General features: G+C 44.0%; 10 protein-coding genes. 9 read left to right on the top strand and 1 reads right to left on the bottom strand.

What is annotated here, in order from left to right:
- Window positions 1-14: 14 nt before the first annotated feature.
- The 6 genes from AAAH86_RS04420 (at window position 15) to AAAH86_RS04395 (ending at window position 7,520) form a co-directional block, all read left to right on the top strand.
- On the top strand, window positions 15-581 hold the full coding sequence (locus tag AAAH86_RS04420) for a DUF4251 domain-containing protein (protein ID WP_343486290.1): 567 nt from the start codon (window positions 15-17) through the stop codon (window positions 579-581).
- A 75-nt stretch (window positions 582-656) separates the two neighbouring features.
- On the top strand, window positions 657-1,856 hold the full coding sequence (locus AAAH86_RS04415; protein ID WP_343486289.1) for a PQQ-dependent sugar dehydrogenase: 1,200 nt from the start codon (window positions 657-659) through the stop codon (window positions 1,854-1,856).
- 189 nt (window positions 1,857-2,045) lie between these two features.
- Window positions 2,046-4,004, top strand: coding sequence for a hypothetical protein (locus AAAH86_RS04410; RefSeq protein WP_343486288.1), 1,959 nt, complete (start codon window positions 2,046-2,048; stop codon window positions 4,002-4,004).
- A 3-nt stretch (window positions 4,005-4,007) separates the two neighbouring features.
- Entirely contained in the window at window positions 4,008-4,835 is an 828-nt protein-coding gene (locus tag AAAH86_RS04405; RefSeq protein ID WP_343486287.1) for a DUF2490 domain-containing protein, read from the top strand.
- A gap of 4 nt (window positions 4,836-4,839) precedes the next feature.
- Window positions 4,840-5,718 (top strand): hypothetical protein, encoded by an 879-nt coding sequence (locus AAAH86_RS04400; protein ID WP_343486286.1) that lies wholly within the window; start codon window positions 4,840-4,842, stop codon window positions 5,716-5,718.
- A gap of 158 nt (window positions 5,719-5,876) precedes the next feature.
- On the top strand, window positions 5,877-7,520 hold the full coding sequence (locus AAAH86_RS04395) for a tetratricopeptide repeat protein (protein WP_343486285.1): 1,644 nt from the start codon (window positions 5,877-5,879) through the stop codon (window positions 7,518-7,520).
- Window positions 7,521-7,538: 18 nt separating this feature from the next.
- Here the strand turns inward: AAAH86_RS04395 and AAAH86_RS04390 are convergent, their stop codons facing one another.
- The gene (locus AAAH86_RS04390) at window positions 7,539-8,519 is read right to left on the bottom strand and encodes a PHB depolymerase family esterase (RefSeq protein ID WP_343486284.1); all 981 of its coding nucleotides are present in this window, start codon (window positions 8,517-8,519) and stop codon (window positions 7,539-7,541) included.
- Window positions 8,520-8,665: 146 nt separating this feature from the next.
- On the opposite strand from AAAH86_RS04390, the gene fabD reads away from it, so the two are divergent.
- From fabD to AAAH86_RS04375, 3 genes are all read left to right on the top strand, one after another.
- On the top strand, window positions 8,666-9,541 hold the full coding sequence (gene fabD / locus AAAH86_RS04385) for an ACP S-malonyltransferase (RefSeq protein WP_343486283.1): 876 nt from the start codon (window positions 8,666-8,668) through the stop codon (window positions 9,539-9,541).
- Between the two features lie 79 nt (window positions 9,542-9,620).
- A complete protein-coding gene (locus AAAH86_RS04380) occupies window positions 9,621-11,090 on the top strand; it encodes a hypothetical protein (protein WP_343486282.1) in 1,470 nt (489 codons plus the stop codon).
- Between the two features lie 338 nt (window positions 11,091-11,428).
- A complete protein-coding gene (locus AAAH86_RS04375; protein WP_343486281.1) occupies window positions 11,429-16,990 on the top strand; it encodes a hypothetical protein in 5,562 nt (1,853 codons plus the stop codon).
- Window positions 16,991-17,031 lie beyond the last annotated feature (41 nt).

Raw genomic sequence — 17,031 nt, 5'->3', positions numbered from 1 at the left:
AAAAGAAGAACACAATGAAGACAGCTATAAAATTTGGATTGTCGGTGTTGGTTGCATTTGCTTTAGGATGTACCGGTACAAAATCAAAGCTTTCAGCAGAAGAGCAGCAAAAATTTGATCGAATGGTTCAGCAAGAACCTATTGAGTTTGAAGCGGATTGGGCCATGCCCATGACCACCAACAGCATCAATCAAATCAGCAATGCTGGCCTATTGCCGCCCGGAAGCACTGCCGGAAGAATCAATCTGATTGGCAATGTCAACTATTTAAAGATCAAAAATGATAGCGTTATGGCCCATTTGCCCTACTACGGTGAACGACAGATGGGCGGGGGTTACAACCAAAACAAGACAGGAATCCAATTTGAGGGGAAGGCCAAAAACCTTGAAATTCAAAAGGACAAAAAATCAGGTGGTTACCAAATCAAATTCAATATCAGTGAAAAAACCGAAGACTATCAGGTGTCAATGCGGGTATTTCCAAATCTGAACACCTTTGTGAATGTCAACAGCAATCAACGATTTACTATAAGCTATCAAGGCCATGTGAAGGCATTGAGTTCTGATGAGCAGGGCAAATAAGAAGAATTCATTTTGACTATTGTACTGACCCGATAGAACAACAATGTTGTATTTTAGGGGAGTAAATGTATATCCATGTTAAAAAAAATAACTTTCCCTAAATACCTGTTTGTTCTATCGGTAGTGGTATTGGTAGCATCCTGTAATCAAAAAAAGAAAGAGGATGCTTCCCAAGAAACCGAAAAAGAATTATCATATACTTCCGGCCTTCCTTTAGATAGCCTAAATCTCCCTTCAGGGTTTTCAGTACATACGTTTGCAGAAAATCTGGATGGCGCCCGTTCTATGGCGATGGGCGACAATGGTACGCTGTTCGTCGGTACACGCACAGAGAACAAACTTTACGCCCTAGTGGACGAAGATGGAGACTATCGTGCCGACCGAACGATTGTTTTAGACACTACTTTAGAAGTTCCGAATGGGGTTGCCTTCAAAGATGGGGCGCTTTATGTTGCCGAAGTAAACCGCTTGTTAAGATATGACAATATTGAATCAAATCTTGAAAATCCTCCAGAACCGGTTGTTGTCTATGACGACTATCCCGATGAGTTCCATCATGGATGGAAATATATCGCCTTTGGCCCAGACGATAAACTGTATGTTCCCGTTGGGGCACCCTGCAACATTTGTGACAGTACATCGGCAGACAAACGCTATGCCACCATCACCCGCATGGATGCTGACGGAAGCAACAGGGAGATTGTGGCCCATGGCGTTCGAAACACTGTCGGATTTACGTGGCATCCCGATACCGATGTGCTCTATTTTACCGATAATGGCCGTGACATGATGGGCGATGACATACCGCCCTGTGAATTGAACAAGGTGACCGAAATCGGCCAACATTTTGGATATCCCTTTTGCCATGGTGACACCATTGCCGACCCAGAATTTGGAGACCAAAGACCCTGCGCAGAGTTCATCGCGCCAGTACAAAACCTGAATGCCCATGTTGCACCATTGGCCGTCAAATTTATTTCGGGCACGATGTATCCTGAAGAATATAAAAATCATGCCTTTATCGCAGAACACGGTTCATGGAATCGCACTAAAAAATCGGGGTACCGCATCACTATGGTAAAACTTGACGATGATGGTAAGGCCCTGAGCTACGAACCCTTTATTGACGGATGGCTCAATGAAGAAAACCAAACCCGTTGGGGGCGGCCCGTTGACCTTTTGTTTTTAGAAGATGGTTCGCTGCTGATTTCTGACGATTTTGGGGACGCCATCTACCGCATCACCTATGAAGAGACTGCCATGGCTTCAAATTAAAGGTGAGAAACATCAAATGCCCAGATAGGCCTAATACCAGCTTCATTATTCAGTAATCCTGAAGAAATAGTGGGTTTTGAGAATCCAAAGCGGCACTTAGAACGTATGTATGTGTTTTCAAGGCATACTAGGCATCAAAATTTCTTTTACAGCCAGCCGTTCTAGAATAATTTTAGTTTATTTGGCCAAATGAAGCCAGCACTGAGAACACATTATATCAAAATCATTCTTCTGTCTTGGGCGTTTTTGACTTCAACGCTTCTGCTAAGCCAAAACAATTTAACCTATGAGGGCGAATTAAAAGTTGGCAATTATGTTGGCAATGCCAATTACCACTACAAAATTGTCGATGGCGATACACTGTTGCACGGCCCCTTTGAAATGCAACGATCCAACCTCGGTGCGCTTTTAGAGGAAGAAGATGTGACGTTTCTTTTTTCCGGCGGTTTTCAAGACAACTATCCGGAGGGCAGGTGGCGATTCGAATTTGGTGAGTTTCGTTCAGACAGGCAGACCGAGGTTGTTGGCTATCAGTACAAGGTCAATATCAGTGGGTCTCAAGAACTGGCTCAAGGAAATATCGAAAAAGGCAAGCCTGACGGGGAGTGGATTTACACCATCAACCAAATCGAAGACTCTGAAGTGGCCGAGACCCAATTTCAGAGTACCATCGAATTTGACAACGGTGTGCCCCAAAAAAGCTTCCGCATTGAAAAAGGTGACAGTACTTTGGTGGGGCGTTTTCTCAGAAATGGCCTGGCACACGACGAATGGACACTGTTTTCAGATACGGCCATCGAAGCACTTGAACGATGGCATTTTGAGAATGGACGATTGCAACGAATTGAAGTTCAACGAGACGGGCAAAAAGAGCTGATTGATGTGTATGTTGGGGCGATTCAAAACGGCCAAACCATCAATTTGGATGAGCACTACATCCAAATTTTGAAAATACACGCTGAGAAAGGTGCAGCATTCGATGTTTTTGCAGGGGGAATGAACCAATTGCTCGCTGAAAATGCGAAGTATTATCAAAAAATAGACGATATCTTATCTGAACTTGGCGAATCGGAATTTCTGCCAAAGTTCAAGGTAAAAGTACCATATTTTCCGCTGGATTCTCTCGAAATCGCACAACTGGATTCTATTAAAGTGCAGACAGAAAAATCAAGTGCCATAAGCTCCGCCTTACTTGAAGACACCCAATTGAACATTCTTAAACTATCAGATGAACAGGCCAGTTTTCTTTACAATGCGGTCGAAGAAATTTCAAGACGGTTTCTTAAGCCCCTGAACAGTTTGGTCCGCTATCAAGAAAATGATATTGTAGCTTATGTATCGCGAAATGCGTTGATAACCCATCTTTGGCCAAAGGGGGTTCCACTGACCGAGATGGCAATTATGGGCAATGACAGTACAGCGGGTGCAAAGACCTTTGCTGGGCCAAATGCCTCTGGCTATGACTTCTCAAAAGAAAACATAGAGACCCTCTATAAAATTTCCACGTATGCTTCGGCAAGTCTTGACTCGATTCAACTGGTGCTGAACACCAAACTGGCCAAACAAAAACGCCAGTTGGAATTGATTGCGCTTGAAGAGCAATTAATTGCCAAAACTGATGCCTTGACCCAAATGGTCGATTCTGTGGATGGAAAACTTCCGAAGAACGAAAATCAAGCCCTGCACAACATCAAAAAGATGTTGGATACAGAATTAGCAACTTATTCCAAGATGGAAGAAACGCAGGGGAAGCTGGATAAGGCCCGCCAACTGGCCGGTTGTTTTGAAGCAATGGAAAAGCTTGCCATTGCAGTAGCCAAACAATCCTCTCGATGGGAAGAAATACAGCAAAAATATACCGATGCGATATGGAACCCCTTTATGGCAAACATCATGGATGAGGAAGTTAAAAAGCGCCTCACAAATGCCTACCGAAAGGTGTTGATTCCGCATATCATGAATATCATAGCGAACGATTTGAGCTGCGAAAATGCCGAAGATCTGGCAACACTATTGGATGATGCCTACACGCGCATGCTGCAATTGAGGGATGAGGACACCTCAAAACTGGAACGCAAGTTGAAACGAGAGGAAGACCCGAATGTGGTGATGCAATTGTTGAACCTACAAGCCGTTGACGAAAACTAGAGCATGGGCAAACAGTACAAAAATTCCTTTGGATTAGCGGTGGTTCTCCTGCTTGGTATGTGCACAACAGCATTGGCCCAAGAAGAAGTGGTGCTGCCAGAAGAATCTAAGTTCAAAGACCCCAAGAACAGAATATGGTTCAACACCTACGGCAACATTCGAATTTCAAAGCGGCTGTTCTGGGATGCCCAGACCCATTTCAGGTTTGAGGAAACCGAAAATACCCCGTTCATAGGCCAAATTGGCCAAATTTATAACCGACATGCCATTGGGTACATCTATTCCAAAAAAATCAATTTCAGTCTGGGTGGGGTTTTGCGGATCAATTTTAACACCGACGAAGATTCAACCGACAGAAATGTGGTACCCGAATGGCGTATATGGCACCAATACCAATTTGCCCAACCGCTTTACAGTGCCATGATTTACCACCGCATACGTATTGAACATCGGTGGACACAGGGTTTTGCCGAAGACAGCGATTATATTTTCAGAAATCGCTGGCGCTATATGTTTAGGGCTAAAGTACCCTTGAACAGCCATAAGCTTGAGCCAAAAACCCTGTATGTTTCCCCAGAGGCCGAACTGATTATGCAAAGTGGCAAGGAAGTCGTGGGCAGTGTGATGGAAGATCTCAGGCTTACGGCCACTTTGGGTTATATTGTAACCCCAAGGTTGACACTGGCCGGAGGGCTCATGTATTCCCATGGGCAGACCCTTGAAAATCCGGGGGAATTCAAACAGAACTGGACAATTCGATTACATTGTTATTTTTCACCTGATTTTCGAAAGGTCAGAAACAAATTACCGGCCATACATTTAGACGATTGAGAGCATGAAAGGCACTAAAAGACAACTGATTACCTATGCGCTGTTGGGGCTGGCAACAGCATTCGCTGTGTTCTACGGATTCAAGGCCTACAAATTGAAACAGGAGTTAAAAGCTGAAGTAGAAAAAGAGGCCGAAATACAGAAAGAAGTCGAGAGCCATCAAAAACTGCTCCGTATCGATTCGATGTTGGTCGAGGGCGAGTACAGTTCCGCACTCCGTGCCTATAACGCAGCATTTGACAATAAAGATATTGATGATGTGGCCGGAGTGCAGCTGCGGATCGATATCGCCGAGCAGTTACTGAGAATGAAATCCGGTGAACATCCGAGTCAAGCCGCATTGGCAGTACGAGATTCGTTGGATTCCATACAGATGCGGCTTGCGTCCATGCCTCTTGAAGTAAGGCAATATGACTCTATAAGCTTTGCCTTGGAAAAGACCAAGGTACAACTGGCCAATATGCGTAGTCAGCTGCAACGAAAATCCTTTGGAGAGTATCTTCAGTTTACCAATTCCAAAGGAAGCCAAATGCACTACGTAGGGCAGGTGAGTGGCAAAAAGGCAAACGGCTATGGTGTGGCCCTTTTGAACACGGGCAGTCGCTACGAAGGAGAGTGGAAAGACAATCAACGCCATGGCGAAGGTTCATTTTATTGGTCTGATGGCGAGTATTATGTTGGCAGCTACGAAAATGACCAACGCAATGGCCTCGGCACTTACTATTGGCCCAATGGTGAAAAGTATGTCGGTAGCTGGAAGGATGATAAACGTAACGGAAAAGGTATTTTCTACGGAAAAGATGGCAACATTATCACCGAGGGCATCTGGAAAGCGGATAAGTTGGTCGAAGCCGAAAAGAAAGAAAAAAACAACGGAAGATAGTCACGGGCTGCTTCCAATGTGTATCTACAGACAAACCTACTACCACCCACACTTCAGCAGTGTTTTATAACAATTCGGTAAGCACAATTTCAAAAGAAAGATTCAAAAGGTGAGATTGCAGCATCATTACTATTGAGTGACCCATTAAAACTAAGATGATGAAAAAAATACTTTCTGTACTTATCCTGCTAGTGCTTTGTCAATTATCGGCCCAAGAAAAACCATCAGTAGAGGAATGGCAAGACGATATTCGATTTTTACAAAAAACGGTACATCAGAAATACCCTTTCCTCTTCAAGAAAATAACTGCTGAGGCATTTGACAAAAAGATAGATGCGTTTTATGGGGCAGTTCCAGATTTAGAAGCACATGAGATAGTTGTGGGGTTTTCTAAAATTATCGCATTGTTCAAGTACGGCCATACCAGAATGAGCTTTCGCGATAGCCCAGTGCCATTTCACAGCCTTCCGTTGGACCTGTATCGATTTAAAGATGGATTGTACATAAAGGCAGCCCATCAAGAGTATAAAGAATTGATTGGCGCCACGGTTGTCGCCATTGAAAACAAACCCATTGAGCAAGTGCTAAAGGCAGTGTATCCTACCGTTCCCGCAGAGAACAGTATGTTTTATGATGCATACGGGTTAGATCATTTGATGATTCCAGAAATCTTGCATGCCCAAGGTATTACCACATCCCTAAATACAAAAATCACGCTCACACTCAAGAAAGAGGATGGCACTTTTGACTACACCGTTGATGCGATTAAAAACTTGGATATTCCTTTAAAGTATGGCGAAATAAGGCCTGACTCAGATTGGACAAATGGCCGTGATACCACACAGACACCCTACTATCTCAGACATTTTGACAAGGTATATTATTTTGAATATTTGGCAGATGCAAAAACGGTGTACGTACGGCACAGTAGAATACGCAATGATGACCATGAAAATGTAACCACTTTTTATAACCGTCTATTTGATTTTATTGATGCCAATGAAGTAGAAAAGTTGATTTTGGATGTTCGGCTCAATGGCGGGGGAAACAACTATTTGAACAAGCCCATTATCACGGGCATCATCGGCAACGAAAAAATTAACCAGCCGGGCAAGTTTTTTGTCATTACGGGGCGTCGAACATTTTCAGCTTGCCAGAACCTTATCAATGAGTTGGACAATTACACCAACGTGCTTTTCGTGGGTGAACCCTCAAGCGAAAACATCAATTTTTATGGGGATAATAAAAGGGTTACCCTGCCCAATTCTAAATTGCCTGTCTATTTGTCGTTTGCGTGGTGGCAAGACAAACCACAATGGGAAAATGCCGATTATATCACGCCTCATTATCCTGTTGAAATGACCTATCAAGACTATGTGGCCAATCAAGACCCTGTGCTTGATGTTGCATTGAACTTCAAATCCAAAGCGTTTATACTCGACCCGATGGAATATCTGGCGCAATTGTTTGAAGAAGGAAAATACGATTTGATTGCCTCAGAGGCAAAGCGAATGGTCAATGATTCGGGCTATAACTTCTTTGACTTTGAAACCCAGTTTAACCGTGTAGGCCAAATGCTGTTGGGCAACAATAATGAAGGTGCGCTTTTTGTACTCGGCATGAATGCCGAGCTCTTTCCAGAGTCTTTAAACGCTTGGTACAATCTGGCACAAGCCTATTTAGAGGTGGGTGAAATCAATAAAGCAACAAAAAACTATCAAAAAGTGATACAACTGGATCCAAAAAGTACTGCAGCTACAAGTGCTAGGTCAAAATTGGAAAAGATTCAAAAAAGAGATTAGTGTTCGTGTGGTTTCTAATCAAAGCCCATTAAAAAAATCCCAGATAACATCACAGGCCACAAACTCTTTACTGGTACGGCCCACCAAAACTTCCGATAGCAGTTCCTGACCGCTTGGCCAGGTGTGCCCACCGCCTTCAATACGATAGAGTTGTACGGACGCCTGGCCATTACATGAAGGATACTCATACACCTGAACCGTAGTACCGTCGTCTTCGGTGTCAGGAAGGTCAGTAACCATGGGAGTGGATTCACATCCATTGGCATTGGCCCAGAATTGCATGTAGGCATCAGTAGAAACTATCAAGCCCCTTTCTTGGCCCAATATGGTGATTTGTCCCCCCTCATACGGAACCAATGGGTCTTCGGTGCCATTCATCACAATAACGGAAGTTGGATTCGTGGGGTTACAGCTACTCAAATAGTTATCGGGAAGTGTTGCTGTGATGATTGCGCCACCCTTAAAAATATCTGACCTATCACAAAGTAGGCGCGAAGACATGAACCCCCCATTGGAAATACCAGAGGTGAAGATGTAGTTTTCATCAATAGTAAAATCACTTTGTAGCCTTCTGACGATTTCTGAAATAAAGCCAACATCATCGATATTTTCATCCCATGTCGTTCCCAAGCCATTGGCGCCACGGCCATCATTCCATTGTTTTTCAAACCCTTCGGGATAGACCACGATAAAACCGTGTATATCGGCCAGTTCATTGAAACGCCCAAAAGTTCCTTCAATGAGTCCAGTAGCATCACCGCCACCGCCATGCAGAACGAACAATAAGGGTAAAGCGTTTTCAGAAAACCGTTCCTCAGGAAAATATACCTGATACGTACGTATGCGATTTTCCCAAGTCATTTCAAAAAACTGAAGGCCGGCTTCGTAATCGGTTTGCTGAGTATTGGGGTCGTCATCGCTGCTACCACAACCAAAAAATAATACGGCAGCTGAAACAATCAAAAAAGAACAAACTAAAAGATTTCGTGACGTTTTCATGGCACAAAATAGAGGTCTATTAAATTAACGCCAACAAAGACAAACAATTGCATGTGTACGTCTTAAGAAAATGGTTTACAACGAAATTATGGTGCCGCGTGCAGCTTATTCTTGACTAAGACCTATTTTTATTTAAACTTTATGGCATGCATGCATTTGTATTCCCTGGTCAAGGCACTCAATTTCCCGGTATGGGAAAAAAATTGTATGGCACATCGAAATTGGCCCAAGAATATTTTGATGGCGCCAATGATATTTTGGGGTTCTCAATTACTGACGTAATGTTTGAGGGCTCTGCTAAAGATTTGAAACAAACAAAATTTTCGCAACCTGCAATTTTTCTGCATTCCTATATTTTGGCGAAAGACTTGGGCACTAAATTTAACCCAGATATGGTTGCTGGGCATTCTTTGGGTGAGCTGTCTGCTTTGGCCGCTATTGACGCCTTAGATTTTGAATCGGCCCTGAAGCTTATCTCTAAGCGTGCATCTGCCATGCAAAAGGTATGTGAGGTCGAAAATACGGGTATGGCCGTTGTCATTGGATTATATGACGTCATTGTCAAGAATATCTGTAATCAGGTAGATGGTGTGGTCGTACCGGCCAATTACAATGCCTTGCGCCAGGTGGTCATCTCAGGTGAAAAAAAAGCGATTAAGGAAGCTTGTGAAAAATTGAAACCCGGTGCAGTCAGCGTGGTAAATTTACCTGTAAGTGGTGCGTTTCACTCGCCCTATATGGAGCCGATAGTCGAAGAGTTCAAAGCTGCGGTTGATGAAACTCAATTTAAAACACCCAGATGCCCTATTTATCAAAATGTTGCAGGAAGACCGAGCACTGATGTTGATTTGATAAAGAAAAATCTGATTGACCAATTGACACATCCAGTAATGTGGCGGCATACGATTCTGCACATGATAGAAGATGGAGCCACGGAATTTACAGAAATAGGTCCTGGAAATCTTTTGCGGGGGCTGGTGCGCCAAATCGATAAAAAAGTGAAAACGAACGGAGTTTCGTAAACCATACTCAATCTATGGCAAAGCCCTTCAGGCACTAACTGCTGTTTTTTTACGTTAGGTATTATCCAAACCTAACCCCATGAATTTTAGCCTTGAGCCTTTTAAAATTGTATTCTTTTCTCTAATTTTTTTACTGCTTTTTTCCTGTGAAAGTGAAGAAGTCGCTGAACAGACGGCTCCCACCCAAATGCTTCCTATCGAGATAGTCACCGTGACCGAAGCCACGGGGGTTGGAGATTTGGTAGTGATTCATCCGAATGGGCGTAGTGACAGACAGGGCTCCCTTCCATACAACCAAGTGCAAGAGATTGAAATAGATTTGGCATCCGAAGGCACCTACATTTTTGAAATTGAAGACCCCACCTTTGGTAGAATAAAGATGTACGCTACCCGTGAAATCCTGCAGAGCCATACAATAGAAAATCCTTTCAGGCTTCATTTTGAGCACTATAAAAATCAGATAGTAGCCACTTTTGAGGTCACATCCGAAATAGGTCCGTCACGAACCAGAAAAATCGATTTGATCGTAATTCAAGGCTATGGGTCGTTATATCATATCGATTGGGGCGATGGAACGGAAGAAGTGGCCGAAGCTCCCACTGAATATCGCAACGATGGTGACCCCGTCTCACACAACTACGCTGCATCAGGTGAATATACCATAACGTTACGTACCACAAATCGGGAAGAAGTGACCGGTCTCGAACTACAATATACCGCAAACGGAACCGGTGATCGAATTCAAACACTTGAGTTGGAAAACCTACCAAATTTGACCTATTTAAGTTTAGGGGATAGTGATATGCCCACTGTGGACTCCATCATAGAAAACTATCCCGACCTCACACATCTAAGCCTTCGATTCGGTTCCTTGAATTCAATTGATGTATCGGAGAATCCGAAATTGGAACTATTGAACATTACGGGCAACTACGATACGGCCATTAAAGGATTATCGAATTTGATACATTTAAAAGGCCTTGGTATTACGGGTGATATTGAGAACCTAGATTTAAGCCAGCATCCCGAATTGACTTCTTTGACGATACGAGGGCATGATTTTACAACTCTTGACCTGGCCACAAATCCGAAACTTACCACCGTAACCTTGCAATTGAATAATTTGGAGCAAATAGATGTAAGCGCCAATGTGCAACTGAAGAATTTGTCCATTGTAAATAACAACCTGACGGAACTGGACATTGCCAATAATCCCGAAATAGAGTATTTAAATCTCTATGCCAATTACATAGAAGAATTGGACATTAGCCAACAAGAAAAGCTGGAATACCTAAACCTGTCTTCGGTACATCTAAAACAGATTGCGCCTCCTGAAAGTTTGGATGTGATAACACTTCTTGACTTGACGAACGCACGCTTCTTGGATGAAGCGGATTTACTCGATGCTGTTTTTAAAGGACAGGAAAACAATCCCAAAACAGGCGGGCGAATCATTTTTCATGAATTAGCGGTTGTTCTGGATAGGCAAATCGAACTGTTAAACGAATTGGTTGATAACCACGATTGGAATATCAATGTTCCTGAATAGTTCACTTCAAAAGCCCATAGCCCCACTCGCGCTATCTATATGCCAACAGGCGTAACTTAAGCTTTGATCATGGCCGTACGAAAAAGGGCTAGTAGCCCTTTGAAGTAGGAGCGATACTGCCTGAGCCACCTTGCCAACCATGCGAGAATTCGTGTAGCTGACATAATTTTCGCTTCAAAACATACAATTTATACTACATATTTATATATAAGTAGGTAGCTTTAAGTGATTTTTTAAAAGGCTTCCGACAATGAACTCTCCTTTCATTGCTAGCCTTTAGGTCGTTCCCTCCATTTATATAGTCCAATACAGAACACTACAGTTAATCCACAAACAAAATGGAAAGAGTTAGCGCAAATGGCCAACTTGTCCCCTCTGATGGCTCCACGATCACAGATGAGTATGCCGGCCACTTCTTAAAAGTAAGTTACACACAAATGATATCGGGCCATCCGGTATTCAGTAAAGACCGCACAGACGTTCTCCCTGATGGAGGATTTAGATTTTATGTTCCTAAAAAGGAATTGTTGGCGAACGATTTGGTCATCATCGAGGTGTATGCCCCAGATGGTGAACAATTGGGAAAACAAAGCTATACCCATGGCGCCCTAAAGACAGCTGACATTCCTATTGGCTCAGAAGATGACAGCCAGCTTTTAGAAATAGAGGTAAATCCAAAGACCATTACCTTCAATCAATCATCACCCGCAGAACAAGCTTCAAAAAAATTGAGTGGCCGTGTCATTGACATTTCCGGTGAATCAAAAACATCCGGACTGCAAGTATTGATCATGGTCAGCGATGACGCCGCAGCAGAATTTGACATCGAAAAGTTTGAGGCCGTCTTTTCGGCAACCACAGATGGCAACGGCTATTTTTATGGCCAGGTAACCAACCAAAGTGTACAACAGGCCTTTGGTGTTATTGCGGGCAACGAAAAAAGCCCGATCAGCGTTCCTTTAGAGAACAGTAAACTGCCCAAGAATGTAATACTGGTAGCTGACCTGTCAAGCATGTCAGAAGAAGATGGCTGTGGTTGTGGCGAGAAGGTACCTGGGCTTCCCGATAGTGATGATTTGGTAAACTCGAATGCATTCTCACAGGATATTGGTGGCAAATGTGTAGATTTTACCATTCCCAATAGAACCCTTGAAGAATTTAGTTTTTTCCACAGTGTACGTACCACAGAACCTGAAATCAGGGGACTCACCATCAATTCAAAACAATCGCGTAACATCAAGAACGAGCTGCTCGATATTTCTGATAATGCCTTTAAAATCATAGGTAGGTTGAACAATTCGTTTACCTCGCTCTCTATGGTTTCCTACACCATCGAAGAGGATAAGACCGTAGAAAAACGGGCAGCCACAAACTTGGAAACTGTTGAAGGAAATACTGTAGCGGCAGTAGCCACCTTTCCCAACTATTTGCTAAAAATTGATACGGGCACCAAATCAAAATTTGCGATCAATACGAACGATCTAATCGCTGTCAATGACAAGTTACGACCTTTTGATATTGTAACGCTGGCCGCTGAACAGCGTAAGAAAAAGAAAAAATTACTGGCGTTGCACCAAAAGTTAGCGGCCGCTTATTGTGGCAAAACAGGGGTGCAAGAAGCGAAAAGCTACTGTGAAGAACTAGTGGCAAAAGGAAGCTTGGACAGGGAAGAGCTAAAATCGATTTTGGGCCATGTCGAGGGTTTAAAATCGCAAATGGATCTTGCTGCGAGAGAAAAAAAGCTGTACAACAGTGCTATTGTAGAATTGGATAAGCTTCTTGAAAGCGATTCAGCAGATAAGAAAACCCTTTCCACGGCAAGTAAAAAAGTCGAGGCACTCATTCAGGGCATCGACAGCGCTGATTTGAACGCACAGCTCAAAGAAACCATGTTGGGCTATTTACGGCGCATCATTGTTGAGCTTGCCAGGGCCGAAGAAGGCTCGAACCTTGACTTTGAACCCTGCCCGCCCGCGAACAAGCCAGAGACCATGGGCATATTGTGCCTGATACAAAAGTTCAACGACCTCAAAGAAACCTTAAAGAACAAGTCGATATTTACTTTGGCTGAAATCTTGGAAATACGTGCCTATTACACCATATTCTTGCACAGTATTTCTACTTTCTTGGATTTGTTGGATGAGTTTTACACCTTCTACACCTCCAATCTGAGTTTTGCCACTGAACTTGACGATGACTATTTCTTTGAGAATTATGATGAAATAAAGAGCTCCCTTACCGCTCTAAGGCGACAAATCTACCGCGCCATTAGAAGGGTTGAGGAACTTGAACGTGCCTATATACAAAACCACCCGGGTCGTGTAGATTTGACCGTTGAGAACAGTATAGATTGGGATGAGACCCCGACCATCTATGAAAATACGACGATAGCCCATGGTCACATCCTACATTTTAAGCAAAAATGGAAGGCAGCGGGATACTCCCTCGGGGATTTATTGTACAGCCTGCCGCTGGCACCCTGCCAAGAAAAACAGATCGCCATTGTTGATTGGGACAGGGTAGAAGAGGGCACCAGAACAGAGGAACAAATTGCCTTGGAAGAGCTGGATGCGCAAATATCAAGGGATAGGGATATCACCGAGATAATGAACTCGTCTTTTGGGGAATCAATCACCGCATCATCAACAAACAAGACCAAATCGACCAGTGCAGGTATCGGTGGGGGAGTCGGCGGTTTTATCAGTGGCGTTGTGTTTGGTGTCGCCGGGGGCATTTCACATTCAGGCGCTTCCTCAAAATCGACAGCAAACCAAAATTCATCCCGTAACTTATCAGCGAATACGCTGAACAGTCTTCAAGACAATACCTCCCAATCTGCGTCGAGCCTTCGTAGCCAGCGAAGCACGGTCATACAGACCGTGGGCCAAAACGAAACCGTAAACGTGCAGACAGAAGTCATTAAAAACAACAACCACTGCCATGCGGTAACCGTTGAGTATTTCGAAGTATTGAAGCATTATGCCATAGAACAAGAACTTGTAGATGTACAAGAATGTCTCTTTGTGCCCATGCCCCTTGGTCATTTTGATTTCAAGAAAATACTCCGTTGGAAAAACACCTTGCGCAGGGCCATTTATGGAAGAAAACTGAGACGGGGCTTTGATGCCATTGAACGCATAGAATCGAATTATGCGAACTCTGATCTGCCCATTGGCAGCTATGCCGATGAGATGATCCAAGAATTTACGGGACACTTTACCATTTCCTTTGAATTGGAGCGCCCATTTATCAAAGAAATTGATGAGGCCACCAAGACTGAAGAGTACGATTTAAACATTCCGTTCCCATGGTTTTTTGGCAAGATGGTGTTTCATCTTGAACGCGAAGTGCCTTTGACCGAAGCTGAAAAAGATGCCATTTTTGAAGAACAGTACGCGCCGGACATCGTACGTGGATTTATCGATACCATGTTCTTTTATGCCATTGCTGACGACGGAACAGAGGTAGCACTCGATTTTGATGTGACCCTATTATCCAACTACAGAAAAGGCGTGCCCTTACGTGTAAGCATCAATACGGCCAATGTGCCAAACATCACCAGAAGGCAAATCAAGTACTTGCGTTTTAGGGCAAATACCCTGGTCAAACCGACCTCTAAAATCATCTTACGATCGGCCTATTTGCAGTACCGCACCAATCATTTGAGTGAGTATATAATTCAAAAAAATAGGATAAACAACGACATCATCAACACGTTGACCATCAATCTCGGAGGAATCGGCATAGCCACCGATGCCGCTTTGATGTTTACGCCCATGAACAGTCGCGAACAACGCAACCCAAGAAAAGAAGATAGGGATGCGGCCCAAGCTCTTGTGGCTTTCTTGAACGAATATCTTGAAATGTCACATAAGATCATTTGGTCTAGCATTGATTCGAGTCGTCTTTTCGGCCTTTTAGATGGCTACATTGCACCCCACAGCGGTGGTAGAAGTGTTGCCAGCGTAGTCGAAAATAAGGTGATGGGTATTGTGGGCAATAATTTGGTGCTAAAGGTAATTCCTGGTGAACGGTTGGATCCCGTGTTCAAGAGTGTGGAAAATTTGCTGGAATACTATCAGCCCACCACCAAACCCGACCCATATCGTATCAGCGTTCCGACCAAGGGGGTATATGCCGAATCTGTTATGGGGCAATGCAACAGCTGTGAAGAAATTGACGAAACCAGGCACTGGCGTTTTGCTGATGAGCCTTGTGGCACCTCGCCAACCGCAATTGAGCCCATATCCACGGCCAGTAGACGCAGTGATCCAGGTGATTTACAGCCTAAAGACTTCCCGACGAATATCGTTAGCATGCAGACCGCACCAGCGGCACCCGACCCAACAAGTTTGGCAGCTGCTTATGGGCTTTTGGGCAAAGGTGATGCCTTCAAAGACTTTACCGGATTGGCAGGCACACAGGCCAACGCCCTTGGTGCGTTGCAGACCACTTCTAAAAGTGTGACCGACCTTGCCAGTATTTCAAAAGATTTTGCAAGCCTTGCGGTCATGGCCAACCAAAAAGAAGATGGTGCCAAGCAGATTGAGCAAATCAAGAAATTGAACAAGGATGGATATCTGAATGATGCTGAAACAAACGAGCAAATCAAAAAAGTGCTTGATTCATATACGGATGCAGCCGATAGTGTCGTGGGCAAAAAAGATTCGACCAATGCCAAGCCTCTGACCAGCACTCCAGAAATCAAAAAGGCAATTTCAAGCGCTGGTGATTCTGAAAGCGGTAGTATCAACGTTTCAAGAACCACACCTTTGGGTACAGAATCGGTATCGGTCTCTAAAGACTCCAAAGCAGGTACTCCAAGAATCATTGAAAATCCTGATTTGGATGCGGCCTCGAGAAGTTTTAGTCCTGCGACAGCGGCATCTCCGGGTGCCGGAAGTAAAACCGGAATAACTTCTTTTTCAGTCAGGGTAAGCAATATGCCTGCCGGAGGTACCGTACGTTGGAGCGTACCACCCAGCAACAACGGTGATTTCACCATTAAGAACGGCCCTAACGCCATAGTAGGCGAATCGGTCACCGTTCATGGTATGCGGCCCGGATTGAGCAATATCGATGTTGAAGTGAGGGATGTTAACGATGTGGTTGTGCAAAGCATGAAATTACCGCTGAGCATACCGCAATTTGTAACCGTCGAGGAAGATGCAGCTGCATTCAATCAAGCATTGACCGATTTGGGGCTTTCGGCTTTAAAGAATGATATTATTACCATGGCCAAAAACACCTGCGATGACATTTTGGTCGGGTGCAACGTAAGAACGCTCTGGCAACTCGGCGGCTTTGCCGATGTGGTACCCGGGCACTTACCTGCAAATATGATTACGAAAGCGACCATTCGCAATCAAGATGCGGCCAATAAATTGTTGATGGGGGTGACTACAAATGCGGCAGGTGCGGTTGGCAATATAGTGCCTAACCGTACTATAACCATCTTCCCGAACGCCTTTGATGATTCGTTACCAGGTGGTGCCATTGACCCAACCGGGCTCGATGTAGAAACCCAAGCCTTGTTGATACAGTTAAAATCTCAAGGAGTAGGGGGTGACCCAGCGCTTGAAAAATTTGCAAGCGATGTATATGGTCGATTGATTGGTGAAACCTTGGCCCATGAAATCATTCATGCACTGTTATGGCAAATCATAGATGTAAATTTCCATAATAATCCAAGTATCGCCAACGATGTCATGAACAAGGGGTCAGAACGAACCTTTACGCACCGTACAGGTTTTGTCGACAACGCCCATCAAAGTCCGGTCGACCCGATTAATTTTACCGATAACGGGATTGCAGCAATAAACAGGTTGACCGCTTTGAACAATACCAGAATGGATGCCAATTTTCCAGTTCCGGGCAGTCGTGTAACCTCATTTACTTGATGCAGTTCAATATCTAGTGTATCATTAACCAAACCACCACT

Source organism: Allomuricauda sp. d1 (assembly GCF_039592695.1).
In the GTDB taxonomy this organism is placed as follows: Bacteria; Bacteroidota; Bacteroidia; order Flavobacteriales; family Flavobacteriaceae; genus Flagellimonas_A.
The sequence above is the reverse complement of the archived record's forward strand: the minus strand, read 5'-3'. Positions and strand labels throughout refer to the sequence as shown.

Bases quoted from the DNA above. Each gene is read 5' to 3' on its own strand.
- AAAH86_RS04420 (WP_343486290.1), top strand. From the start codon at position 15: ATGAAGACAGCTATAAAATTTGGATTGTCGGTGTTGGTTGCATTTGCT.
- AAAH86_RS04415 (WP_343486289.1), top strand. From the start codon at position 657: ATGTTAAAAAAAATAACTTTCCCTAAATACCTGTTTGTTCTATCGGTA.
- AAAH86_RS04410 (WP_343486288.1), top strand. From the start codon at position 2,046: ATGAAGCCAGCACTGAGAACACATTATATCAAAATCATTCTTCTGTCT.
- AAAH86_RS04405 (WP_343486287.1), top strand. From the start codon at position 4,008: ATGGGCAAACAGTACAAAAATTCCTTTGGATTAGCGGTGGTTCTCCTG.
- AAAH86_RS04400 (WP_343486286.1), top strand. From the start codon at position 4,840: ATGAAAGGCACTAAAAGACAACTGATTACCTATGCGCTGTTGGGGCTG.
- AAAH86_RS04395 (WP_343486285.1), top strand. From the start codon at position 5,877: ATGAAAAAAATACTTTCTGTACTTATCCTGCTAGTGCTTTGTCAATTA.
- AAAH86_RS04390 (WP_343486284.1), bottom strand. From the start codon at position 8,519: ATGAAAACGTCACGAAATCTTTTAGTTTGTTCTTTTTTGATTGTTTCA.
- fabD (WP_343486283.1), top strand. From the start codon at position 8,666: ATGCATGCATTTGTATTCCCTGGTCAAGGCACTCAATTTCCCGGTATG.
- AAAH86_RS04380 (WP_343486282.1), top strand. From the start codon at position 9,621: ATGAATTTTAGCCTTGAGCCTTTTAAAATTGTATTCTTTTCTCTAATT.
- AAAH86_RS04375 (WP_343486281.1), top strand. From the start codon at position 11,429: ATGGAAAGAGTTAGCGCAAATGGCCAACTTGTCCCCTCTGATGGCTCC.